24 protein-coding genes are annotated in these 25,441 nt (G+C 44.6%); 5 read left to right on the top strand and 19 right to left on the bottom strand.

What is annotated here, in order from left to right:
- Positions 1-2: 2 nt before the first annotated feature.
- The 7 genes from ACR1R9_RS08740 to ACR1R9_RS08710 form a co-directional block, all read right to left on the bottom strand.
- Positions 3-578, bottom strand: coding sequence for a nitrous oxide reductase accessory protein NosL (locus ACR1R9_RS08740; protein WP_433921321.1), 576 nt, complete (start codon positions 576-578; stop codon positions 3-5).
- Entirely contained in the window at positions 575-1,942 is a 1,368-nt protein-coding gene (locus tag ACR1R9_RS08735) for a right-handed parallel beta-helix repeat-containing protein (RefSeq protein WP_175382500.1), read from the bottom strand. The genes ACR1R9_RS08740 and ACR1R9_RS08735 overlap by 4 nt, the downstream gene beginning before the upstream one ends.
- A 189-nt stretch (positions 1,943-2,131) precedes the next feature.
- Entirely contained in the window at positions 2,132-2,785 is a 654-nt protein-coding gene (locus ACR1R9_RS08730; RefSeq protein ID WP_076289167.1) for a response regulator, read from the bottom strand.
- On the bottom strand, positions 2,782-3,627 hold the full coding sequence (locus tag ACR1R9_RS08725) for a sensor histidine kinase (RefSeq protein ID WP_163757944.1): 846 nt from the start codon (positions 3,625-3,627) through the stop codon (positions 2,782-2,784). The genes ACR1R9_RS08730 and ACR1R9_RS08725 overlap by 4 nt, the downstream gene beginning before the upstream one ends.
- 28 nt (positions 3,628-3,655) lie before the next feature.
- Positions 3,656-4,384: a response regulator transcription factor gene (locus ACR1R9_RS08720; protein ID WP_433921322.1), complete on the bottom strand. Its 729-nt coding sequence runs from the start codon at positions 4,382-4,384 to the stop codon at positions 3,656-3,658.
- Positions 4,385-4,577: 193 nt separating this feature from the next.
- Positions 4,578-5,660: an ABC transporter substrate-binding protein gene (locus tag ACR1R9_RS08715; protein WP_310853409.1), complete on the bottom strand. Its 1,083-nt coding sequence runs from the start codon at positions 5,658-5,660 to the stop codon at positions 4,578-4,580.
- Between the two features lie 101 nt (positions 5,661-5,761).
- Positions 5,762-7,372: a helix-turn-helix domain-containing protein gene (locus ACR1R9_RS08710; RefSeq protein ID WP_310853410.1), complete on the bottom strand. Its 1,611-nt coding sequence runs from the start codon at positions 7,370-7,372 to the stop codon at positions 5,762-5,764.
- Positions 7,373-7,656: 284 nt separating this feature from the next.
- Between ACR1R9_RS08710 and nrdI the strand changes: the two genes are divergently transcribed.
- From nrdI to nrdF, 3 genes are read left to right on the top strand one after another with little or no spacing between them, the layout of a single operon-like run.
- Positions 7,657-8,016 (top strand): class Ib ribonucleoside-diphosphate reductase assembly flavoprotein NrdI, encoded by a 360-nt coding sequence (gene nrdI / locus ACR1R9_RS08705; protein WP_076289163.1) that lies wholly within the window; start codon positions 7,657-7,659, stop codon positions 8,014-8,016.
- The gene (gene nrdE / locus ACR1R9_RS08700) at positions 8,003-10,087 is read left to right on the top strand and encodes a class 1b ribonucleoside-diphosphate reductase subunit alpha (RefSeq protein ID WP_433921323.1); all 2,085 of its coding nucleotides are present in this window, start codon (positions 8,003-8,005) and stop codon (positions 10,085-10,087) included. Before nrdI ends, nrdE begins: the two co-directional genes overlap by 14 nt.
- Before the next feature lie 42 nt (positions 10,088-10,129).
- Entirely contained in the window at positions 10,130-11,092 is a 963-nt protein-coding gene (nrdF, locus tag ACR1R9_RS08695) for a class 1b ribonucleoside-diphosphate reductase subunit beta (RefSeq protein WP_090807055.1), read from the top strand.
- 90 nt (positions 11,093-11,182) lie between these two features.
- Here nrdF and ACR1R9_RS08690 read toward each other — a convergent pair whose 3' ends face one another.
- Genes ACR1R9_RS08690 through ACR1R9_RS08655 form a run of 8 tightly spaced genes read right to left on the bottom strand, consistent with a single transcriptional unit; the run spans position 11,183 to position 18,833 of the window.
- Positions 11,183-12,226 carry a hypothetical protein gene (locus ACR1R9_RS08690; RefSeq protein ID WP_433921324.1) on the bottom strand — a complete coding sequence of 348 codons (1,044 nt, stop codon included), beginning with the start codon at positions 12,224-12,226 and terminating at the stop codon, positions 11,183-11,185.
- A 12-nt stretch (positions 12,227-12,238) separates the two neighbouring features.
- Positions 12,239-13,030: an ABC transporter permease gene (locus ACR1R9_RS08685; RefSeq protein WP_433921325.1), complete on the bottom strand. Its 792-nt coding sequence runs from the start codon at positions 13,028-13,030 to the stop codon at positions 12,239-12,241.
- Positions 13,031-13,054: 24 nt separating this feature from the next.
- Positions 13,055-13,864, bottom strand: coding sequence for an ABC transporter permease (locus ACR1R9_RS08680; RefSeq protein ID WP_433921326.1), 810 nt, complete (start codon positions 13,862-13,864; stop codon positions 13,055-13,057).
- Positions 13,861-14,844 (bottom strand): ABC transporter ATP-binding protein, encoded by a 984-nt coding sequence (locus tag ACR1R9_RS08675; protein ID WP_433921327.1) that lies wholly within the window; start codon positions 14,842-14,844, stop codon positions 13,861-13,863. Before ACR1R9_RS08675 ends, ACR1R9_RS08680 begins: the two co-directional genes overlap by 4 nt.
- 59 nt (positions 14,845-14,903) lie before the next feature.
- Positions 14,904-16,079, bottom strand: a complete 1,176-nt coding sequence (locus tag ACR1R9_RS08670) for a radical SAM protein (RefSeq protein WP_433921328.1) — start codon at positions 16,077-16,079, stop codon at positions 14,904-14,906.
- Positions 16,051-17,157: a hypothetical protein gene (locus ACR1R9_RS08665; protein WP_433921329.1), complete on the bottom strand. Its 1,107-nt coding sequence runs from the start codon at positions 17,155-17,157 to the stop codon at positions 16,051-16,053. Before ACR1R9_RS08665 ends, ACR1R9_RS08670 begins: the two co-directional genes overlap by 29 nt.
- 22 nt (positions 17,158-17,179) lie before the next feature.
- Entirely contained in the window at positions 17,180-18,571 is a 1,392-nt protein-coding gene (locus ACR1R9_RS08660; protein WP_433921330.1) for a hypothetical protein, read from the bottom strand.
- Positions 18,558-18,833, bottom strand: a complete 276-nt coding sequence (locus ACR1R9_RS08655; RefSeq protein ID WP_064637210.1) for an acyl carrier protein — start codon at positions 18,831-18,833, stop codon at positions 18,558-18,560. The genes ACR1R9_RS08660 and ACR1R9_RS08655 overlap by 14 nt, the downstream gene beginning before the upstream one ends.
- 349 nt (positions 18,834-19,182) lie before the next feature.
- On the opposite strand from ACR1R9_RS08655, the gene ACR1R9_RS08650 reads away from it, so the two are divergent.
- Positions 19,183-20,061: an aminoglycoside phosphotransferase family protein gene (locus tag ACR1R9_RS08650; protein ID WP_099856249.1), complete on the top strand. Its 879-nt coding sequence runs from the start codon at positions 19,183-19,185 to the stop codon at positions 20,059-20,061.
- Between the two features lie 514 nt (positions 20,062-20,575).
- On the opposite strand, the gene ACR1R9_RS08645 is transcribed toward ACR1R9_RS08650, so the two are convergent.
- Positions 20,576-21,469, bottom strand: coding sequence for an aldo/keto reductase (locus ACR1R9_RS08645; protein WP_099856251.1), 894 nt, complete (start codon positions 21,467-21,469; stop codon positions 20,576-20,578).
- 153 nt (positions 21,470-21,622) lie between these two features.
- Positions 21,623-22,111, bottom strand: a complete 489-nt coding sequence (locus tag ACR1R9_RS08640) for a GNAT family N-acetyltransferase (RefSeq protein ID WP_076289151.1) — start codon at positions 22,109-22,111, stop codon at positions 21,623-21,625.
- A gap of 175 nt (positions 22,112-22,286) precedes the next feature.
- Between ACR1R9_RS08640 and xerS the strand changes: the two genes are divergently transcribed.
- Positions 22,287-23,378: a tyrosine recombinase XerS gene (xerS, locus tag ACR1R9_RS08635; RefSeq protein ID WP_257018525.1), complete on the top strand. Its 1,092-nt coding sequence runs from the start codon at positions 22,287-22,289 to the stop codon at positions 23,376-23,378.
- Between the two features lie 185 nt (positions 23,379-23,563).
- Here xerS and mobB read toward each other — a convergent pair whose 3' ends face one another.
- Together mobB and ACR1R9_RS08625 are read right to left on the bottom strand one after the other, a co-directional pair.
- A complete protein-coding gene (gene mobB / locus ACR1R9_RS08630) occupies positions 23,564-24,115 on the bottom strand; it encodes a molybdopterin-guanine dinucleotide biosynthesis protein B (protein WP_433921331.1) in 552 nt (183 codons plus the stop codon).
- A 7-nt stretch (positions 24,116-24,122) separates the two neighbouring features.
- Positions 24,123-25,391, bottom strand: a complete 1,269-nt coding sequence (locus tag ACR1R9_RS08625) for a molybdopterin molybdotransferase MoeA (RefSeq protein WP_076289353.1) — start codon at positions 25,389-25,391, stop codon at positions 24,123-24,125.
- Positions 25,392-25,441: the final 50 nt, after the last annotated feature.

The raw sequence follows: 25,441 nt of genomic DNA, 5'->3' as shown, positions 1-25,441 counted from the left end.
ATTTACTTATGGCCTGAATCTTCCGTTGATTCACTTTCCCCATGTGTTTCTTCATGTACGCCTTCACTCATTCCCTCTTCGGAATGCCCATGCTCACCCATCATATCCATCGTCTCTGTGTTTTGTTTCCAGTCGTGGGAGGCGAGATCTTTAGCGGTCATGATCGTTCCTACACCCTGCTCGGCAACAAATGCTTCGGCAGATGGTTTATCCTTGAAATTGAGGATCCCGTAAGCCATCGGTGTACGCAGTGAAGCGTCATATACATACGTGGCTTTGCTGTACTCAATCCATTCCTTGTCATTATAATCACGAACGAAATCCATCCCGATGTTATCTGTTCCGTTCTCTTCTTTCCACTGGTGCATACAACCAATGTCATCAAATTTATAATTTTTACCGTCTTTCGTGGTAAGCTGCGTGGCATAAGCATCATCTTTCACCTGCATTTTGCAAATGGCACAGATATCCACGTCTTCATTAATAGGCAATGCCTCGTATTTTTTTCCGCAAGCTGTTAATAACAGCACCCCAAAGAGAAGTACCATGACTGTTTTCAAATGTGTTTTCATTCTCATTTTCGTAATACCCCCATATTGATCATAATAAAAGTGGCCATGCCCAGCAGAATGCATCCGACGATCCAAACCCCAGTTGTCTCTTTGATCGCTTGTGAACCTTGTGTACCTGACTTCGTCGTCTGTGATTCCGCTTCCATACTCATTAATGGCGATCTGTCGCTTGTCCACTCTGCCTTACCTTCCGTAAACAAGTTGCTCATAAAGATCATGCCTGGAGATTGAAAGAAAAGCTGATAGGCTGAATTTCGGTTGACCACTTGCTCATAAAAAGGATTAATCCCATAGGACAGTTCACTGATCCCATCATTGTTCAGGTCAAGACCCTGAAAGGAATCCCAGTAGTTTTCCATCATCTCATTGTTCCGGCTGTCCATCGCTGAAGCTTCGATCACATTCGAAACAAATTGGTTTCTGGTAAACTGATTATCCTCCGCAAGCACGAGCTGAATTCCAATGAAATTCCGGAGCACCACATTGCCGCGAATTTCATTTCCTGAGGATTCAGCAATGTTCATGCCAACACGATTACCTTCCACGACATTGTTATGAACCGAGGATTGCTGTACGTCATACAACAAAATCCCTTGTGAATGCACATTTTCGTTCTGTTTGCGAAAGGAATTTCCCGATACAACCGTATTCTTGACGCCCATGACCATGGCTCCGGTACTGTTGTTCTCTCCCACATTGTCCACAACAGAGGAGCCATCGATATACATACAATGAATGCCATACCTGGTATGTAACAGCGTGTTAGCCTTCACCATAAGATTGCGACTGTTCTCCAGATAGATACCATCCCGCATGCCCGTAATTTTGTTGTCTTCGATGTGGGTACGATGGGAATTGTAGAGATCAATGCCATTCCCCTTTTGACCACTGGAAGCAGACTCCGGACCAGCCCATGAAATGGTATTGCTATGTATGAGCCCATCGACAGAACCCCGCAGCACGATTCCAAAACTTTGACTCTGAATATCCAGGCCCGTGATCTCTACACGATCTCCTTCAACCTGAATCGCTGCAGTTGGTTCGTTTGTTAAGTGTTGAACCGTGAACCCCTGCAATGTCACTCCATCTGAACGAATGGTGATCGTGGATTCAGCTTCCGTATTCAATAGCGTTACGGAGGAGTCCCCCCGAATAGATATATTCTTGTCTATACTTACGGGACCAGAATAAATACCCGGCTCAAGCACAAGCACTTCTCCAGGGCTAGAACCATCAATGATGGACTGGAGTGGAATAGCATCTTTGGTTTCAGGAGCAGCGTTTGCAGTGTCAAACGGGTAAGATAGCGGGATCGACAGTATCCCAATAAACAGCAACATGCTCAGGACAATCCGTTCGCGAAACATCATAACCTCCTTCATGAAACACACTGCTCATAGTGTACATAAAAACAAATTTTTACCATATAGCTCAAGCTGGCTATAGAGTTGGACCTTTTGTGTCCAAATTGTGAGTTCATTGTGGTGAAAAGCAAATAAAGTGACATCCACTTATACATAAAAACAGAAAGAACGCTCCGATATAGTAAAAAGAGCTTATTACAGACGATTGTGGTCTGTAATAAGCCCTTGCTCCAATGCATAACGTGTCAGTTGAACACGATTTTGAACCTGCAGTTTTTGCAAAATGTTTTTCAAATGATTCTTGACCGTATACTCTGAAATTGTATAATTCACAGCGATTTCTTTGTTGGTCCATCCTGCAGCCACGCCATACAGAATATCCTTTTCTCTTGTCGTTAGCGGAACGTCAGGTTCTTTTTTCTCCGTGAGTGAGACGTCCTTCAGGATTTGGTAAGCCACCTCGCGGCTCAATGGAGCCTCTTCTGTAACAATGGAATGAAGATATTCCAGCCACATGGACGGTTCCAGATTTTTGAGCAAGTAACCCTGAGCTCCCCGCTTCAACGCTTCCAGTAGGTGGAGTACATCATCCGAGACGGTAATCATAACAATTTTCACATAAGGAAAGGCCAGTTTGATCCGCTGTGTTGCTTCAAGACCGTTCATAATGGGCATTTGAATGTCCATGAGGATTAGATCGGGAAGCCACTGTTCTGTATAATCAACCGCTTGTTGACCGTCCGATACGACGCCAATCACTTCGAAGCCGGGATCCATGGATAAAATTTCACATATGGCTTCTCTTGCATGAGCGTGATCGTCTACCACAAGTACGCGAGTATGGCTCATAACATCTCACCATCCTTTGAAAATTCGACAACAGTAAGCTGCTGCTCCCTTCGGAATTGCATGTTAAAGTTCAGTTCATTCATCCGCTCTCTCATGATTTTCAGTCCATATCGATCCTTTCGTTCAAAGGGATTCATCTCAAATCCTTTTCCATTATCTCGAATCGTGATATTCCAGCACTTCTTGTGCCCGTTCCCCTGAATCCATCCTTGTGAAGCAGATGCATGCTTTTGAATATTAAAGAGAGCTTCCCGAATACAAGCGAGCAGTTCTACTTTCTCTTTGTCAGTAAATGCATCATCCGGGATGCTCCAATCCAGTTCGATTTGGACGGGGACATCTTTGGCAATTCTTCGAATTTGGCCAAGTAGTGTGACCGATTCGTTCATAGTGAAGGTATTGTCAACGTTAGGATCATAACGTAAATCGGCAATGGCCTGACGCACATAACGATTGACTTCATGGACCGTTTTCTTGATCGAATACACATCGTCCAGCTGTTGATCCTGCTTGGCTTGTTCCTCCAAACGCCCCACTTTCACCGATAACAAGAAAAGAGATTGGGCGATTCCATCATGAAGTTCCTTGGCCAGCTTTTCACGGGATTCAAGCGCAATTTTGGCAGCACGCTCATGCTCCAGTTCTTTTTGAATACGTTCCAGGATAAGAAACAGCCGAGTTAACAACGTTATACTCACAACATATACAATGACAGGCGTAAGCCAGTTGCCCAAATTCATTGATATATAGGGGAGTAGAAACTGATGTCGTACATATTCCCAGAGACCAACCGTTAAGGTGGGAATGAGCAAGATCATCCACTTGATTTGTTTATAAGACATATTCCCCTCCTGAACTGCAAGATAAGAATCAGTGAGGTAAACGAAGAATATAACCGAACCCCCACAGGGTGTGAATCAGATCTTCCCGATTCGGCACATGCTCGGATAGTTTGTCACGCAACCGTTTCACATGGGTATCTACGGTTCGATAATCCAGATCTTCCTCATGCTCCACTTTCCAAACAATTCTCAGCAAATCCTGCCTGGAGAATGCGATTTCCGCGTGTGTCGCCAGATGATATAGCAAATCAAATTCTTTGGGAGTCATATGAATCTCCTCGTCTTCTACTGTGACTCTTCGGGAAGTAGGATTGATTAAAATAGAGGAGATCAACACCTCGCTTGCTGAATGGTCCTTAGGCGCAGGTTTGATTAATCCGCTATAACGAGCCATCATGGTTTTGATGCGCAGCACAACTTCCCTCGGACTGAACGGTTTCATGACAAAGTCATCCGCCCCGGCTTTGAAAGCTTCAAGCCGATTTCCCTCTTCTGACTTGGCGGTCAGAAACATGACGGGTATGCTTAAGTTGGTCCGTAGATATTGGCATATTTCAATCCCCTTAATATCAGGGAGAATCCAATCCAGAATGATCATGGCATACGAGTCATGATGAAGCTTGCTTAAGGCTTGCCAGCCCAGCGAAGCCTCCTCAACGATAAATTGTTCTTTCTCCAAATACATTCGAAGAAGTCCACGGACCCGTTTATCATCATCTACAATCAATATTCTATTTTGCTGCAGGATCCCGCTCATGTCTTACCTCCAAATCTTTGCGATATTCGGGTCGATTGCTTAGTTTCTCTTTCTTATAAAACCTCAAGCCAGTGAGTGAACTTGATGTAATCAGCATACCTTCAACGTACTCAAAAGGCATGACTCCATAGAGCCATGCCTTTAATAATCTATCTCTGAATTGTAGACAATGTATGAACGATTATGTTTAGACTTATTTCTTGCCAGTGACGGCTGCTACCACATCGTCGGCAACCTTGCTATCTGCAATTGGGCCGGACATCATCCAATGTCTGGCAGACACTTTGAACACATGATTAGCCTTCACAGCAGGCATCGTTTTCCAAACATGAAGTTTCTCGACTTCCGTTGCAACGGCACTGTTCTCATTGAATTCTTCTTCCGTGCTAATCGATCCTCCGTAGATGGCAAACACATAATCAGCTCCAATGGAGGGCAGCTTCTCCAGAGATGTCGTGACTCCCCAATCGTCCTTAGTATCCTTTTGGAATGCTGCAACGCTTTCATCTGGATTTAATCCCAATTCAGTGTAAATGAGTGGAGCGAAGCTCGGGAAGAACACCTGCAGATCCTTGTCCGATGGACGCATGAAGACAACTGTTTTGTCCGGGCCCACTGCCGAAATGATATCTTCCTTGGCCTGTTTCAGTTTGTCAGTGTTCGCCTGAAGCACCTCTTGTGCTTTATCTTCCAGACCCGTTGCCTTGCCTATTTCCACAATGGTTTTCTCCCAATCATCCGGTGAATAGGCAATGGTTGGCGCAATCTTGCTCAGTTCCTCATACGCTTTGTCGTCAATGGCGTTTCGCTGAACCACGATAAGATCGGGCTGGGTTGCCAGAATGGCTTCCAGATTCGGATTGAAATCCGCATTTCCAGCGAGCGGGATGTTCAATGCTTTCAGTTGGTCATCCAAGTAGTGGCCATCAAAGTCGTATGCATAGACCATCGGTACGCCCAGGGACAATGTAAGATCCTCAAGACCAAATACGGCAACACGTTTTGGATGCAGCGGAACTTCCGTTTTGCCCATGGCATGTTCGATGACCTGAGTCTGAGGCTCTTCGGCAGTTTGAGTCGCTGCGCTTGCGTTTGTCTTGGTCGTTTCTGTTGTGGCTTGCTCCCCTGCTGTATTTGTTTTATTTCCGCAGGCAACAATCATAAGTGAAAGAACCAACAGCAGGAGCATCAATCCTGCAATTCCGCGTTTCCTTCCGTGTGTAGCTTTTTTTGAACGATCTCTTCTAAAGAGATCATTATTTTCTGTGTGAGACATGAGTTCCCCTCCGCATTTCTGTATTGAGAATGATTATCACATGATGATTATACAGATGTTCCTCAGCGAAGAAAATAGAAGAAGATGTCTACTTTCGCCCATTACTGGGCACTAAATAGCAAGTTTACTTCCTGAAGCAGAAGTTCATGCCGATTGGCTGTATGTTCCAGGATCGGTTCGCTTAACCAATGGCCTCCCTGTGTTAGATATACGTGCCGGTTTCGTACGGCATGCAGCTGCTTCCAGCTTTCCGCATGTTGAAGCCTCTCCCACAACATCTGGGAATGATGGTCCTTCATAACACTAACGATGATGACGTCCGCATCGAATGCAGCAATCTGTTCGGCTTCCACATATCTGGTAAATTCGATCTGATCCACACCCGAAGCCGCGGCAATCTTCAAATCGTCATAAAATACGGTTCCTGCTCTTCTTCCCCAGATTTGAATGCCCCGTGGAGACACACTTAGTGCGATTAGCTTACCTTGTTGAAACGAATCAGGAATATGATGAAGAACCGTTTCCACCTTTTCCTCATATCGAAGAAGCCATCTTTCACTTTCATTCTCCCGATCCACAAAACAGGCCGTTCGCCGCAAATGTTGCCGCCAATCCTCTCCGTGCCAACTTAGAAACAACACCGGTGCGATGTGCCGCAGCTTCTCTTTCTCCTCTTCGGGGATCATCTCGTCCAATGCAACAATCCGGTCTGGCCTGGCCCGCATCAATGCTTTGAGGTTGAAATCATAGTCATGGCTGAGTGCTACCTTGACATCATAACGATATTTCCGACGGTAATCATCTGTCCAAAACTGATCAATGGGCGCTGCGAAGGGGATAATTTGCAGGGTCAGCAAATGCCCAATATTGGGCCAGCTGTACGCAGCTGTTTTACATTTCCTGTTTGCCATATATGTACGAGGCGGTAATCCGACCTGCTTTTTGAATTGGCTGCTGAAATAGTGTTGGTCCTTGAAACCTGCCAATAGAGCAATGTCCTTCAGTGGTTGTCCTTCTTCCATCAGACGTTTGGCCTCGTTGGTACGAATCTCTGCCAGATAGTCCATCGAACTCTGATCGAATTTCTCTTTGAATGATCTCATGAAATAATAGCGGCTCATGCCCGCTTCATCGGCCAGGTTCTCGACTGTGATTGTATCCTGATAGTGATGCAGCATGTATTCCCGTGCTCTCTCGAGTGCGTTCTCGTGTTGGTTCTGCTTCTTGAACAGCAGATGCAGCAGGTCCTGGAGACCCGCTTGGCTTGCGAAACGATCTGTTGAATCACCCGTATGCCAGTAATTGACGATTTTTTCGCAAAGTTGCTGCACCTGTGCATCTGGAACCGTGATTGACCCACCAAGCTCCGTTAACAAACACTCAGAGGACACCTTCTGTCCACCATATGGAATGATGCCGATATGAATCCGGTACACGATCTGCTCTCCATCCGTTAAGTAAACGGTCTCGACCCGTTGGCCTGGTAATACAAAATGTGCACTATTAGGTACGAAAGGATGCGGTATACCATCAATGACGATTTTGCCGTGACGATTTGCAGCAACAAGAATGACATGATCTGGTGTTTCTTCGTATACCAAGCGATAGGACTTGTCGACCGAATCCTTGAATACGTTCTTTAATCCATACCATGCGAGATCTGCTGCTGCCTGTCCTTCACCCTGTGGGTGATTTTGTTGTAATTGTGTCATCGTAGCGCATCCCTCTTTTCGAATCTTCTTCAAAATTCTAAATGATAACAATTCTCAATGTCAATCATAATTCTCGCATGCACCAAATATCGTGTATTCGAATATGGATATCTACTAAGCCACAAATTTTTTAAACCTAGTAATAGAGCCCATTCATCAGGTTTTTCACAAAATTGATACCAATATGCATTTGACAAAGCTATATATTGATATAAAATTAAGAAATAAATCTATATATAGTGTTTGTTTTTGATCACCTTTCATTTGTCAAGGAGGATATGATAGTGCTAATTGTGTATGATTCGATAACCGGGAATGTTAAGAGGTTTATTTCCAAGCTTCAACTGCCGGCTGTTCAGATTCAGAATCAAATGACGATTGATGAACCGTACGTACTTGTGACATATACAACAGGTTTTGGACAGATACCTGATAAGGTGTCTTCTTTTTTGCAAAAAAACTCTAAATACCTGATTGGCGTGGCCGCCAGCGGTAACCGTAACTGGGGTGAGCGTTTTGCCAAAAGTGCAGATTTGATCTCTGCATCTTATAACGTCCCGGTTATCAGTAAATTTGAATTATCAGGTTCCAAGAAAGACGTGGAGTATTTTGAACAGGAGGTGAGCCGCATTGCGACATATTGAATTAAATAACATGCTGCTAAAGCGTGACTCTGATGGCTTCTTCCAGTTACATAAGGATAAAGAGGCTGTAGAGGAGTTTATGAAAGAAATCAAAAATAAAAGCATGGCGTTTGCCAACATTAATGATCAAGTCAAATTCATGATTGATCATGATTATTACGAAGATTTCTATGCTTCCTATACAGCTGACCAAGTTAGAACCGTATTTGAAATTACGCGTGGCTATGAATATAACTTTCCTTCCTATATGGCAGCGTCCAAGTTCTATACTGATTATGCATTGAGAACCTATGACCGTAAAACATACCTTGAGCAATATTCTGATCGGGTAGCAGCCGTAGCTCTTCATCTGGGTCGAGGACGCTTTGATACGGCTTGTTTGCTGTCTCGTTCTATGATGGAGCAGCGCCTTCAGCCCGCAACCCCTACTTTTCTAAATGCAGGAAAAAGTCGGCGCGGAGAACTGGTTTCTTGCTTCCTGCTTGAAATGGACGATTCACTGAACTCCATAAACTATGTACTAAACACTTGTATGCAGTTATCCAAAATCGGTGGTGGAGTGGCTGTCAACCTGTCGAAGTTACGTGCTCGTGGTGAAGTCATTAAAGGTGTTGAAGGTGCTGCAAAAGGCATTACTCCTGTTCTCAAGCTGATGGAAGACGGCTTCTCCTACGCCGATCAGATGGGTCAACGTAAAGGTTCTGGTGCAGCATACTATAATATTTTCGGTTGGGACGTTATGGAACTGCTGGATAGCAAAAAGATTAATGCGGATGAGAAAATCCGGCTGAAAACTCTCTCTATCGGACTTATTGTCCCTAATCGTTTCTATAAGCTGGCTCAAGATAATGAACCCCTGTACCTTTTCGCACCTTATAGTGTCTATAAGGCGTATGGAACACATTTGGATGATATGGATCTGGACGTAATGTATGATACCTTGCTGGCTGACGACAGGGTGAAGAAGAAAAAATCCCTCAGCGCAAGAGATATGCTGACCAAAATAGCAATGACTCAACTTGAATCCGGCTATCCCTACATCATTAATAAAACCAATGCCAATCAAGCACATGCCTTGAAAAACGTAGGACAAGTCAAAATGTCCAACCTCTGCACAGAGATTTTCCAACTCCAGGAAACTTCTGAAATTACAGATTATGGTCAACCGGATATTATCCGCAAAGATATCAGCTGCAACCTGGCCTCCCTCAATATTGTTAATGTTATGGAGAGTGGCAAGATCAAGGAATCCGTTCATGAGGGCATGATCGCACTGACCTCCGTCAGCGACATGACGCATGTTGCTAATGCTCCTGGTGTGGCAAAAGCCAATTCCGAAATGCATTCCGTTGGTTTGGGTGCCATGAACCTGCACGGTTACTTAGCCAAAAACAGGATTGCTTATGAAAGCTCGGAGGCCAAGGATTTTGTACGTACCTTCTTTATGACCATGAATTATCATTCTCTGGAGAAAAGTATGGAGTTTGCAGAGCAAACGGGTCAACGGTTCTATGGATTTGAGCAATCAGATTATGCGACTGGCGTATATTTTGATCGTTATGTGACTACGGATTACCGTCCCACGACATCGAAAGTACAAGAATTGTTTAACGGCATTGCTGTTCCGTCTCCCGAGGATTGGAACCAGCTTAAGTCTAAAGTGATGAAAAATGGTCTCTATCATGCCTATCGCATGGCTATTGCTCCAACAGCCAGCATCTCTTATATCCAAAACGCAACTTCCAGTGTGATGCCGATCGTAGAACAGATTGAGACTCGGACCTATGCCAATTCAACGACGTATTATCCAATGCCCTATTTGCAAAAGGATAATGTCTTCTATTACAAATCAGCGTATCAAATGGATCAATTCAAGGTGATTGATTTGATTGCGGAGATTCAGCCACATGTGGACCAAGGCATCTCAACCATTCTTCATGTAAACAGTGATGTATCCACGCGAGAATTGGCTCGTTGCTACCTGTATGCTGCTCATAAAGGGTTGAAATCTCTATATTATACAAGAACTAACAAGCTGACGATGGAAGAATGCATTGCTTGTTCAATATAAATAATTTCCCTTTAGGGTATTACGATTGGAGTTTGATATACCATGCCGGCAATTCAAGCTGTGAACTGGAATCGAGCGGATGATGATTTCACACTGATGTTCTGGAATCAGAATATTATGCAATTTTGGACCGATGATGAGATTCCTTTATCCGATGATAAAATGACCTGGGGCATGCTCAGTGATATAGAAAAAGACGCTTATATGAAAGTCTTGGGCGGCTTAACCCTTCTGGATACGATCCAGGGTGGTGTAGGTATGCCGCAGATTATGGAGCATGTCGATGGACTGCAACGCAAAGCCGTACTTAGTTTTATGGCGATGATGGAACAAATTCATGCGAAATCATACAGTAGTATTTTCACCACATTGGCATCAACCGAAGAAATTGACAGTGTATTTAAATGGGTGGAAGAAAATCCATATCTGCAAACCAAAGCGACGATTATACGTCAGTATTACATGAATATTGAAACTTCAAAAGATCTGTATATGGCAATGGCTGCATCCGTTCTTTTGGAAAGTTATTTGTTCTACAGTGGATTTTTCTATCCACTCTATTTAGCCGGACAAGGCAAACTTACATGCAGTGGTGAGATCATTGATCTGATTCTGCGGGATGAAAGTATTCACGGTGTATATGTGGGGGTGTTGGCCCAGGAAATATACGCAAGCTTTGATGAAACGCAGCGGAACGATGTGTATCAAGGTTTGGTTGATCTAGTACAGCTTCTTCATCAGAATGAATTGCAATATACGAAGGAATTATATACGCCCATTCATTTGACAGAAGAAGTGGAAACCTTCCTGCGTTATAACGCAAACAAAGCGATGATGAACCTCGGGTTTGAACCATTATTTGATGACGAGGAAGTCAACCCGATTGTATTAAATGGAATCAGTACACATACCAAACAGCATGACTTTTTCTCTAAAAAAGGCAACGGGTATATCCGTACTCTGAATGTAGAACCTCTGACGGATGATGATTTCAAGTTTGAATAAGTCATAAAGAATCATAGTAAGGCTGCTAACGTCTAGCCTATGAATATAAATCAAGAAGGCTGTTCCTCCGAGAGGAATAGCCTTCTTGATTTACTTTTCGAGCAATGAAATCAGTCTTTGCAGCAGAACAGGCTCTTCCTTGCGGAATTGTTCCAACCGAAGTCTTACCTTCGCAAACACGGCCTTGTCTTCACGAATTTCATGACGGATGTATTGATCCCTTAGCTTCATTGCCCTAGTGGTTATATCCTGATAACCATTCACAAGTTCTTCGTCGTAAGGGATTATCCCCTCATCTATCAAGTAGGTAATCCGTTCACTCATCATTTTTTTGTGCTCCCAGAGCACATGAAGATGCCTCACATCGTTACGGTCACCGAGACGAGGATCGTTGCTCTCTACTGCATCATAGTACATTTGCAAATAGTCGTAGACGTCAATTCCGAAAGCCTGTTCGCCATCAGGAATGTAATTAATGCGATTCAGATGAGTCTCTCCGTTCAGGTAATCATGCAGTTGGTCGAGTGCTACGATTCTATCGAAAGGATAAGGAGAATGCGGCTCGTATTTGTAAAAATAAGTGTGATGATCCGCGGTGAGTCCCTCTCTGAGCAAATATCTCATGGAATGGACAGCATCCAGGAACTCCGTGAACGGAATCTGTACATTGCGGTAAACTCCCGTATGGTCGAACATAGAAGCATCAAAGAAACGTTTGTCCCAATCGAAACCGTACAGAAAAAGATGATGAGGAAACGGTTCCTGCTGATAAGCCGCCGCTGGCGGTAGCTTGGCTTCGTCCAAAAACACGACGCAATAATAGCCGCTGCGAATCTGATCCGCGAAAAAATGGGGCCAGGCGTCCAGCGCCAAATGCTCCAGAATCGTATAATTCACAGAGCAAGTGAGTAGAAATGGATTATTGAAATTCAGTTCGTTGGGTTTGCCCCGAAAAAAATCGATATAAAACTGTCTGCCATCCTCCAGAAAGGTTTTCTTGCAGGACAACTGAATGAAATTGCTGTAATACCAAGGAATTGTTTCCTCATGTGCACTGGTAATCGAAAGCGTGTAAGCCCACCGCAGAAATCCTTTAAGCGGCGGATTTAACACGGGCAGCTGAACAGCATTCATTCTTTCTCCCCCTTAACTACTTGCACTACTATATCCTTTCACAGCCTGTTTCCAGAGCAATCGTATTACTGTGAAGAGTATAATTGAAGCGACCAGCGCCAGTCCTGTATAGAGCCAGCTGAGCTGTCCTAGCAGAAACATTGGTCCGAAATTGGTAATCAGGAACAGCGGAATGACAAAGGTACCGATCCGCCGGACCCAAGTTGGGTATATTGCCATTGGAAAATTGTTGGCGTCCCAGGCGGAATGAGCAATCTCCGATGCAGAGCCTGTCTGAACGAACCGAAATGACAGCAATGCAGGGATAATCATTAGACAATATGTGATGATAACGGAGACAAATAACAACAACATAAACCCGGCTAGCTGGAGAAACGTCAGGGGGATGCCCATGGCATGCCAGCCAATACCAATCATGACGAAACCAACTAAAATATCGGGGATTGGAAGCGCCAGATCGACATAACGCAAAGAAGCCATAAATTGAAGAGAAACCGGCTTCGTTAACATTAGATCAAGTGAGCCGTCCTTAATATATTCCGGAATTTTCGTAAAATTGGTGAAAAACAACCCAACGTACATTCCTGTCACCACGGTGTGCATGCCTATAAATAGAAGCAGCCCTTCGGGCGGTATGCCGTCGACGTGAAGATCGGTGCGGAACACAACGAGCACATATAACAGTTTAGCAAGCAGGTAGACGGATTCCACTAGCAGGCTCATCATGAAATTACCCCGAAACTCCATCTGGGCAATGAGACAATTTTTGATGAACATACCGTACAAATGTGCGTATTTTCTCATGGCTCTAAACATATGGGATCTCCGCTACCCCCCAACCGCTGAATATTTCTTCATGGATATGCGCCATGTGAGACGAGATAACCATAAAAACAGAAGTATCCACCCGCACTGGATAAGCAATCCTTGATACATCGCCGCCACTTCCGTTTTGCCGCTGAGCACATTGACCGGAAAATAAATGGTATACGGAAACGGCGTGTACTGAAGTGCCTCCACAATCGAATCCCCGAAAATCTCCAATGGGAACATACCTCCGCTCAGAATATTCACGAGCAGACTCGTAATGACGAAAAAATAAGAGATTTCGTTCAGATAAAAAGCACTTGCACAGATGCAGTAAGAGATCAAGAAATTGAGCAATAGCGCCCCCGACAACGTAACGACGAACAAGATCAGCCGTATGACCTGGAACTCAAGCACACCACCGACAGATGATATCCAGATAATCCCGACAAGCAGCACAGCTGTAACGCCGTAATAGATCGCCTTCTGTCCGAAAAAAGATACTAGCCGATATCCAAAGTAACTAACCGGTTTGATCAAATACTTGTTGAGACCACCGTTCTTGATATCGTCGACGATCTGGTGCTCGAACTGGGTAGCGATTAGTTTGGATACCAAGCCCGCCAATATCGTATACAAGATGATTTGATTATATGAATACGAGAATAGCGCCGATTCGCCGGAATGCTGGTACACCGCTGTCCATATAAAATACTGAACAAGAATCGGAAACGCGGCTCCAACAAGACCAAGAAAGAAGTGAAAACGGTATTCCATCGATTGCTGCACACCCATCGAAAAAACAGCTGTATACAATTTGCGTCCATTCATCCAACGGATTCCTTTTGGTAGAGCATTGAGATACTCTCCTCGATTGGCACATCCTCAATCGTCCAGTCAACAATTGGAAACGAATCGAGCACAGCGCGCGACACTTCTTTTAGACGGTGTTTGGGCAGCTCCAGAACAACACTGTAGTCGTCTGCGCTGATCATTTTCCCGAATTTGGCCAGCCGCTGCTCGGCAACCGGTTCAGAGAACTGCAACTTTACAATTTTGTGCTCGCCAAACAGATCGTTAATCTTATGAAGATCTCCGTCATACAGAAGACTTCCTTCGTTAATAATGATTGTCCGCTTGCACAGGTCCTCCACGTCCTTCATGTAGTGGCTCGTCAGCAGGATCGTGGCACCAAACTGCTCATTATAGTATTTCAGAAATTCCCGCACCCTCTTCTGAGAAGGGAAATCCAGGCCGATCGTTGGCTCGTCAAGATAAAGCAGCTTTGGTCGGTGGATTAGAGCGGCGATTAGCTCCATTTTCATACGTTCGCCCAAGGACAGCCTGCGAACCTGTACATCCAGCAGGTCTTGCACATCAAGCATTTCCGATAGCTCGGCAAGACTTCGACGATAGAGATCATCCTCAACGTCATAAATACATTTGTTCAAATAAATCGAATCGCTCGCGGGAAGGTCCCACCAAAGTTGATTTTTCTGACCCATTACAATGGAGAACAGCCGTTTGAATTCGTTCTTTCGCTCCCAAGGCACATAGCCAAGTACGTCGGCTTCTCCGCTTGTGGGATATAAAATGCCCGACAACATTTTGAGCGTCGTGGTTTTACCTGCTCCGTTCGGACCCAGAAATCCAACGCACTCTCCGGGGCCGATATCGAAAGAAACGGATTTAACCGCTTCCTTCACAAGTGATTTGCGAGCAAATAAGTTTTTCAGTGAATGTTTGAGTCCTACTTCTTTCCGGTAATATATGAACGATTTGTGCAGTTCCCGTACACGGATAAAGTCCATCCCCGCTCCTCCTGAATGATTGCATGTTTTCCCTTATTAGCGGCTTAAAGTTAAAGCGATTAAACTCCGTTATTATACAGAAGCACGCATTTGGAGCAAATCGGTGTCAGGCCACAGGCCAGAATCTCGCGTTGTTTTCGCAGATCCTCTCCGTGGAAAATATCGGCCACACTTTCTTCGTATAAATTACCAACACTGAATTCCGGAAAAAATTTGCATGGATTGACCTTACCGTCTGGCATCACGTCCATCCGGTTCGAGATTGAGAAACATTTGGTCCGGTTCATGGCCGGCTTTTCGCTACCTCGAATAAAACCTTCTACTTCTTCGGGCTCCAACGCAGGCTGATAGCGGATACGTACATTCCACACTCGTGAATTAACTCGTTTAAATTCCTCAATTAGCGTGTCGAAACGATCCGGTGAGATGTGAAACGTGAAAGAGTGCCAGCTATTCTTGTGGTCGCTCGCAAAGCGGGAGGCAAGGTGTGGAAAGTGTGCATCAAAGTAGGTATCCATTTTTTCTGCTGTATCTGAAGGGATGTACCATGGGAAGCAGAAGTACACGGAATCAACGCCCAGATCTTCAAAGAATTCCATCAAGCTATACAGCTGATCAACCATTTGGTCATTTACGGTCAGAGCTACGGACACTTTACCTTTATACAAGCCCTGCTTTTGCAGATCCAACAGCAGCTGTATGGCGTGAATCACTTTTTTGAACGTGCCTTTGCCCCGAATCGCGTCATTCTCCTTCTCGAATCCTTCCAGGCTGACTAGCATGACTAAATTTTTAGACATTTTCAAAATGGAGTCCAGCTTTTGTTCAATAAGAATCGCGTTTGTACAAATGGTCGTATGCCGGTCTTCCTTAGCCAGCAGTTCTGCCAGTTCATCGAACTTGGAGTAAAATAGCGGTTCTCCCCCCCATAGGAACACACGTGATTTGCGTTCTCTCGTTTCGGCGAGCAGTTTCTCCACGACGGGAATCTCGATTTCGTCTCTTTTCACTTCACTGGCAAAGCCGTGATGGAAGCCATCTGGATTCCATTCAAAGCAATGCTTGCAGCGAAGATTACAGCCGTTATTAAGCTTGATTCCGATCTCATATGGCACGGGTGCCGCATAGGTCGGGTCCTCCCGGCGTTTCCTTCCCGTTTCTGCGAGCGGAACGAGGGTTCTTTTCATATTTTGGAATGTCAGCTTATCAAACGTAACTGCTGTTTTCGGCTGCATGCGTTTTCCTCCCCAAATGATTGATTTTTGATCGCTGCTCCAGCAAACGTCTGTACATTTCTTCGAGAAGTTGTTCCGAGTAATCTAGGGCTTTCCATTCCGCAAATCCGATACCGAAACCACAGGCTTCCCAATAGTTTGAATTCTGAAGCTCATGGTCGCCGAACGGCTCTAACATTACAAAAGGTATTCCGTAGGACAACGAATCGTTCAGTGTCGCTCCTCCGGGCTTGCTGATAATGGCAGCGCAATTGCGCATCAGATCTGTGTAGGCAGTGTAATCACCGAGGGGCATTGCCCGAAGAATGCCATCTACACGCACATATTGGTTCATTGGTGGAAACGAATGCCGCCCCTGGGCATCCCGACTCCACGGATTCCATGAAACCTCTGTTCCGAAGTAGCGTGTGCTCCCATCGTCCACCTCCACCTCGGAAGGATCGTAGACGATCACATCCAGCAGGTAACCAAGTTGACGAAGCTCTGCAATCGTGGACGCGTATGTTCCTATCCCCCAGCCGCCGCCATGAATCAGAATGCGCCCATCACGCTGTGCATAAGGCAGGAGTTCCTTTTCATCTGATGCAATATAGCAGTCTGGAGACAAGCTTGAAGGCTCGTAAAGCCAAACGTTATCGTAGTCTGGATACACGGACTTGTGTACTTTAAACGATGGCGTATCACACACATCCAAGCGAATCAGTTGAATATCCAGAGGTATGTGTGTAATGGCTTTGTACTTCTCCAGGATCGGGAGCCAAAAACCGGTAAACACAGCAAAATGAGATACCCCATGACGTATCCAGGAGTCCAACAGGAACTGGACTTCCTCTTCATCCAGGGAAGAGTCTACAGGCTTAGCCAGTTTATGCCCCATAAGGGCAACAGAGAAATCGGCATGAAATGCTTTTTTGGTGGAATTAATTTTGCACCTGATTTCTTCATGATACAGGTTCTCCAGAACGTGAACGTCTGTTCTAACACCTCTATCTTGTAGGTACGTGTTTAGATGCATAGCCGGAATGTATGCACCAAGCGAATTGCCTGACGCAAGCAGGGTAACCGAAGATGAATTCATGCGCAGCCTCCGCATTCCAGAATTAGTTGTACACCTTAATGGACAAGTCAGCGAGTACCTGCCTCAGACTCACGATCAGTTCACTGCGATGTTCGTCATCACGGCCCACGACCGAGATATACAATCGTCCCTTCGGCATACCCCGATGACTCTGGATTCCCTGGAAAATACGTCGTTTGGTCAGAATTTCATTCACCATTACGGTGTTAGATGAAATGGGCATAATTCCGTACTCATCTTTCCCTTTGAATAGAAGACCGGATACATGCAAAGCGTCGAGCAACTTTCCGAACGTGAAGCCTTCAGGTAGGCCGAGAGAAAGGAAGGTAAGTAGGCCGCTATGGCCGTACGTATTCCAGCCTTTATCGAGATAAGCATTAATAAGGCCCATGGACTTGCGGGCGTTGATCTCAACAATGGGTACAATATCGCCGTCCTCCAGAATCATGGAGTCGAAGCACACGAAGCCATGGTATCCATCCTCGAATAATATCCGAAGTGCCTTTTCCATCGTATCAAAATAACCTGCGTTCTCCAGCAGAAGGAGCAAAGCCTCATCTGCTCTAATAGAACCGCCGTAATTCTGCTGCTGATTTATCATTTGCTGAACGGAAATGAAATCTCTCTCCCCGCTCTTATGAATAAACCAATGTGAGCTGAAATCGATCTCTTTTCTCAGTAGTGGTTCCAGCAGGAATTGCGAGCGCAATCCTCTGCTCTCCTGCTTGTCCAGGTGCTCAGCTATCCTTCGTTGCATGGCTTCATTTTCAATGAGCATGTTGCCCTTGCCCGAAACACCGAATGGATCTTTAAGCAAATACGCCCCTCGCTTCAGCAGTGTATTTCCGACAGCCTGCATTTCTCCTACACTGTTCACTTCCGTGCCATAACACTTCTCTCCGATCCTGGTCAGGATTCGGTTGGAGTAAAATTTGGAATTTACATACTTAACCGTCTCATGGTTGGGCAAAGAACCCAACGATCCTTCGGCACGTAGGTACTCCTCCGTATCAGCCGTAATGGCATAAGGAGAGAGCTGTTTTTCGTTGTGGGTCAACATCACTTCACGCTGTTGATCATCTGAAGCAAGACTGAACATGCACTGCTTGAAAACGTCCGGTTCGGGTAAGGAACTCTGTTCATCGTTCAAATCAAAGTTGTAATGGCTATGAAAGGAAAAACCTAACCCATTCAGATACTCGTACAGCTTTAGATCGATTTTGCAGCGGGTGTAGAGGATATCGTCAGGTCCGCAAAATGGAAATAACAGCTCGTCCATACATAGGACAATGGATTCCCTGTCCTTATCAGGAATAGCAGGTAGCTTGGCTAAGTCCGGATCCCTCCATCGCGTTTCCGGATCAAACGTCCCCATAACGATCGTTGGAATTACTCTGGCCTCACTTCTGGACATCTTCGTACAATGATTGCTCTTGAGACTGGCAGCTTTTTAGAAAGGTAATAAATGTGTCGATAGACTGGAGATGTTCATAATCGAATTCGTCATAGTCAATGATTACGTTTAACTGATCCTCGACTTTGAGCATAAACTGGATCATTTGCAGAGAATCGAGACCAATATCGTTATTCAGTTCCGTTGCTGGGGACAAGGATTGGCGTAGTTCCGGTTGGTCTTCTTTAATAGCGCACAAAATATCTACGATTTTATCGTACATGACTACACTCCTTTAAAGTGAACATTGTGTGAGGTACAACCGAAATTATTACGCTTACATATGCATTCAAATCAAACCTAAATTCGGTTTCGATTTCTCCTTCCTCTTCCAAAGTTACAATTATTATCTTTATAATGACATTTTATGTCAAGGGATAAAAACCTATGATATTCTACTTATAACATGGCTACTACCAACTAAAAAATCGCTATTTATAAGGGTTTTTCTGGGTCGACCCTCCTCATTTTGTTTTGAACGATTTTCTCCCTTTGATAAGATCAAGACAAATTGTTAAAATTCATGTACTAACGTTAAAAGCCACCCATTTAATAGGAAATGAGGCGAGAACATGTTTGAAATTACGATTGAATTGGTACGTCAATTAATTGATAGTCAATTTCCGAAGTGGAAAGGCTTAACGATAACCCCCGTAGAAAAAAGCGGGCACGATAACCGCACCTATCGATTGGGTGACGAAATGACAATTCGTTTACCAAGTCACGAACGTTACGCCTCTGCTGTAGAAAAAGAACTGAAGTGGCTTCCAGTTTTCAAGCCTCAACTATCCTGGCCCATTCCAGCTCCCATTGCAAAAGGTGAACCTTCGGACGACTATCCCCTTCCCTGGTCGATCAACCAATGGATTGCAGGTGAGACCGTCACGCATACCAACGTACTCGACCTAAGCGTTTTTGCCGAAGACCTCGCTAAATTTCTGAGGGAACTCGAAGCCATTGATGCTAGTCAAGGAATACCCGCAGGCATTCAAAATTTTCATCGCGGCGGGGACTTAGCGGTTTACGATACAGATACAAGAACCGTCATTGAAAAGGTATCCAGCGAATACGATCCAAAGCTCATGACTGAAATATGGGAGCTTGCCCTGGCAACGAAATATCAAGCTGCACCGTTATGGATCCATGGTGATGTTGCAGTAGGTAATCTGCTCGTGCAAGATGGACGATTATGCGGGGTTATTGATTTTGGAACTATGGGTGTGGGCGATCCTTCTAGTGATCTTGTGACAGCCTGGAACTTTTTTGATGATGTAAGTCGCGAAATTTTTCTAAGCTGCATGAATGTTGACCAAGATACGGTTAATCGTGCCCGTGGCTGGGCTTTGTGGAAAGCACTCATCTCCTACGCTTGGAATGAACCAGGCTCCGAAGCCTCGAACTGGGGAAAGCATGTCATAGATGTCATTATTCGTGACTATAAATCGCTCTAAGCATATATGAGCCAACCAAATCCCTACGCAGGACGTACAGCCGCGCGTAGGGATTTCTTTCTGCTTATCCGAAGATTTGTTTTGCGTTTTATTTTAGCCATCCCATTTCACCTCTAAATCTTGCAATGTTAATCACAAACAGTGTTGACATTGAGCTTAGGATAAAGCAGTTCGTTATAACGAGCTGGGGTGATGATGCAGTGGAGATGCAGATATGAAATGGGGAGCGTAAACTGATCTTACTATTGTGAATTTTTCATATATTGAAATAATAATATAGTGTACGAAGATAAGGTGCCGTGAGTTAACATTTGAAGCTACACGATTAAATTCCCCTTTAATTCTTGGATGGAAATCTGGCGAAAGCACCCCCTCCCTATGGACATAGCCAGTACGCTCTTTTTATTGTGAATTTTTCATATAGTGAAAATATAAGGTTGTTGCCAATAAAAAAGCCGCCTTTAAGGCGACTTTGTAGTTATCATGCTATTTTTATAGCTGAAAGCTGAAAAAATCAAGTTCGTCCAGTCCAGTCAGCTCCCGCTATTTCTTTCCAACGTTCTCTAATCTCGTCATATAACTCCTTACTCAGAGCTCCTTTGGCGACAAGATCCGCATTTTGCTGCCAACGATTAGGTTTGGCTGTACCCACAATCGCCGTGTCTACCCCTTCTGTACTGAGCGTAAAACGTAATGCCGTTTCAACGGCTGCTTGTGCATCTTCGCCCAGAAAACCATAACCAAGTTCATTCAAGCGCTTCCAGTATACAAAGGGATATGCTTCTTCCGCAAGCGAGTCATACGTCCATGCCGCATTGGCAATGGGACGTTTGGCAATAACCCCCATATTTCTCTTTCTCGCTTCTGGCAACGTCAGATCGATGGCTTCCTGATCAGCAATGTTCAGCGAGGTTTCCAAGCTGTCGAACACACCTGTCTGAATCGCATAAAGTGCATCTGTCGTATCGCCACTATATCCAATAAATCTTGTTTTCCCAGCTTCCTTGGCTCGTTGCAGCACTTCAATGACTGCTCCTTGCCGAAGTACTTCTTCAGAGCAACTATGAAGATGGATTACATCAACGTATTCCGTTTTTAGTCGTCGAAGACTACGGTCAATCGTTTGCTCTAATACTTTGGCGTCCCAATCCGGGCCATCTACCCCAGCGGCATGTCCACATTTGGTAAACAAATAATAATCGTCTCTGCGATGTGATAGCACATCTCCAATTAACTCTTCACTATCCCCGTAACATTCAGCCGTGTCAATGACGTTTAACCCTGCATCCAACGCACTGTTAAGCAATGTTTCTACATCTGCTTTGGATACGTTCTTGCCGATCTCCGCTCCACCAAACCCAAGTGTACTTACTTTCATGCCAGTGTTTCCGTAATTACGCAGTTCCATGGATCATTTCCTCCAAGCTTCGTGAATTTGGGTACAGATAATGAATGTACATATAGTACAAATTAGTCTTCGGTATGTATTACCCTTTTGTTGGGTATTACACCCACTTGTTCATCTTACTTTATTTCCTCCAACACGGATACATCCGTTGAATCAGGTTACGAAGAACTGACTCGGGTTCCCCAGTTCAGGATGAAATTTCTCACGGAAGCGGCCTCCCGTATATTCCCCTATGATTTTTCGCCAGAATGCCTGAGCAATGACATTGTTGCGAACCTGGGTTACTTTCCACCTTCCCGGAAAACGTTCAAACAGCTCATAAGCTGCCCGGGTACCCACTCCACTACGCCGGTATTTCTGCATTACAAAAAACTCAGTCAAATAGTAGTCATTATCCTTGCTACCTGGTTCACAACGCTCTACTAACGCAAACCCTGCTGGTGCCTCATCACTTGTAATCAAAAAAGGAAACTTACGGTCTTCCTCTGACCAAAAAGCGTCCAATCCGGGATACTCCGGGAAAATACCGTTACTATCCACATCAATATTCAAATATTTAGTAAAATCATACAGATAAAATTGCATTAAGTGCCTAATCACCTGACTGCGTTCCCGGGGAACCAGCTCTATTTTTATATTCATCCGGTTCACCTCCTCTGCTCTACTTATAACTCATACTTTAAAGCTTTACACCGCCAAGGGCAAGGAAGCATAGATGTGTGTTATTCCGGTTCCGTGAACAGGCTGTGACGATCTAAATATGGTAAACTAGGATATAGCATATTTTAGAAATTATTTTAACATGGGGGTGCCGAACTTGACCAATGTGCAAAAAGAGATTGACCGACGCAAGCTGGATGACAAACTGCCTTCCATGCCTTGGTTCGTTCAGCAATTCATTGACTATAAATTACCTGATTTATCTCCTTCAACTTTGCTTGAATATTTAAGGGATTATGAAGCCTTCTTTGGCTGGTTACGAGCGGAAGGATTATCCGAAGCAAGCTCCAATAAGGAAGTTACATTGCTTGAACTGGAAGTCCTTCGAATGGAGTCAGTAACATCTTATCGATTATTTCTGGCCACCAAGCGTGAAGGAGCCAACTCCAGAATCACGGTATCCCGCAAGCTTTCTTCCCTTCGTTCGCTCTTTCATTATTTAAGTCAGATTGCGGAAGACGAAGATTTCTATCCACTGCTGAAACGAAATATTATGGCGAAGATTGAGATCAAACGTACCCATAAACCCAAAGATACAGCAGCCAAATTAAAGGGTAAACTTCTGGAAGAAGAAGAGTTACTGGAATTTATCGGATACATCCTTGAAGGATATGCCGTGGATATGGAAAAGAACAAACAGGCGATCTACTCACACGAGCTAAACAAAGAACGGGATGCCTGCATTGCCAGCCTCATTCTGAATTCGGGTTTGCGTGTATCTGAAGTGGTGAACCTGAACGTGGATGATCTGGATCTCAACAATAAGCTGCTGTATGTATATCGCAAAGGTAATAATGATGAGACGTTTAAGACGCCCGTGTATTTTAGAGAACAAGCCAAAGATGAACTCGCAACTTATATCAATCTGCGCCAGTCACGTTACCGCACACCCAAACGGGAAAAAGGGTTGTTTATCGCTCTTCGCAATGGAGATTCCGAAGGAAGTCGGATGACCAAACGGGCCATACAAGCCATGATCATGAAGTACGCCAAACAATTCGGCAAGCCGTATCTGACAGTGCATAAATTGCGCCATTCTTTTGCAACCGATTATTATCTGCAAAATGATATCTATAAAACAAAAGAACAGCTTGGACACGCTTCTACAGAAACAACCGAAATTTACGCGCACCTTACAGATAAAACGATGTCTGAAGCAATTGAACGTCGTACAGATGATGGGATGTAGCCTATTTATGCAGTTCAGCATAAATTCGATTCATTAGCTCATTAAAATGTAACTTAAAAAAGCGATTCTTTCAGGAGAATGTCCTGCAAGGATCGCTTCTTCATATCTATGGCTTCGCAAGATTAATGAAAACACACTCTTTTCCTTACATTTCATATCATTCACTTTACATAATAATTATTTCGTCATAATCTTCTTTTCTCTTCATGACATTCACGCGAAACCAGCCATCTTGCTATATCCTCTGCCTCATGAACAGAATGCCAAACGGGGCCCTCACTATCCTCCATACATTCTCTCTTGTCATGCTCCAGATCCAGCCATGAAACGATCCCGATTACATCCTGTAACGTCTCTATTAGAGAAAGATCTTTCTCTTCACGGACCATGATCAATTTGGGATATGGTGCTAGTTTGTATCCCTCAATGAGAATCCAGTCGTAGGCAGACAGATATTTTATCATGTTTTCCAACGGCGTCGCTTGTCTTTCAATGAGTGCAGTACGTTTCTCCGACATAACAACGATTGCATCGGCCCCTGCTTGAGCAAAGCTGTAGGAATCGGTTCCTTCGTGATCCATCTCAAAATGATCATGTCCATCATGTTTTATTACAGCCACTCTTCGTCCAGCAGAGGTAAGGTACCGGGTAAGCGCAGCAATTAAAGTGCTTTTGCCTGAGTTTTTATATCCAACAATCTGTATGATATGTGGTGAAGTACTTCTTATTTCAGACATGTATGACCTACCTGACATGACCTGTGGGGAGTCTGAGAATTCGAACCTGTTCCCCCGCAGGAATGCCTTTTTTCTCGGGCGGAACAACGATCAGACAATCGCTATCTTTAATAGTAATCATGACACTGGATTCGTCCACACGCGAGGCAGAAGGTTTAGCATATACCATTCCGTTACGTATCTCTGTCCGTCCGCGTACAAAGCGCGTGAAATTGTTGACCTTTGTATAGTCATCATCCAATATGGCTGTCCATTCTTCCAAATATGGATGAGCATCAGCCTGCATCGAACGAATTGTTGGACGAACAAACAACTCAAAGCCGACAAAACAAGCCCCCGGATTGCCCGAAAGTGCAAATAGCAGCTTGTCATTAACCACTGCAGCCGTCGTAACACTGCCGGGACGCATGGTCACTTTGTTAAACAGCATCTCCATATTCCCTTCCCGAACCAAGTCCCCCATAATGTCATAATCTCCAACCGATACTCCACCTGTTGTGACCACCATATCATTATGTTCAAGCGCTTCTGTAAGCTTCGTACGTGCGGTATCCACATCATCTGCAATCGAACCATACATAACCGGTTCGCCACCCGCTTCAACGACCAGAGACCGAAGCATATAACTGTTACTGTTCCGAATACGCCCGGGTTGCAATGGCTCGTCCACTTCCAACAACTCTGTACCTGTTGCAAAAATGGCTACCTTGGGGCGTTTGTATACAGGCACTTGACCTACGCCGAATGTCGCCAGCACGGATTGTTCACCTGCCTGAATAATCGTTCCTGCTTCCAGCAGCAATTGGCCCTCATGAACTTCCAATCCAATTGGGGTAATGTTAGCATCAGTCTGAATATGGCGCTTCAGAGCAATCCATTGTTCCCCATGCTCTTCTTTACTTTCAGTCATCTCCATCATAACAACAGCATCTGCACCTTCCGGTACCTGAGCTCCTGTCATGATCCGAGCAGCTGTACCCGATGTAATCGTAAGATCCGATGTATACCCGCATGGAATTTCATCAATGATACGGAGCCAAATCTGCTGCTCGCTGGATGCTTCAATCGTATCCGAACTTAGAATCGCGAACCCATCCATTCCGGAACGACGAAAGAATGGGTAAGGATGGGGAGCATGAATCGTCTCAGCAAGCGTTCGACCATGTGCTTGCTCAAGTGTTACTTTTTCTATTGAACCCGAACTGACATGAGCAGCAACTTTCGCCTGCGCATCCGGTACTTGTATAGCTTTACGGATAAATTTTGCAGTCGTCATATCCGTTGAATGTGAATTTATTTTCAATGGTAATAGAACCTCCCTGGATC

This window comes from Paenibacillus taichungensis (genome assembly GCF_050994985.1).
In the GTDB taxonomy this organism is placed as follows: domain Bacteria; phylum Bacillota; class Bacilli; order Paenibacillales; family Paenibacillaceae; genus Paenibacillus; species Paenibacillus taichungensis.
Note: the sequence above shows the minus strand (reverse complement) of the source record. Positions and strands in the feature narration are given on the sequence as shown.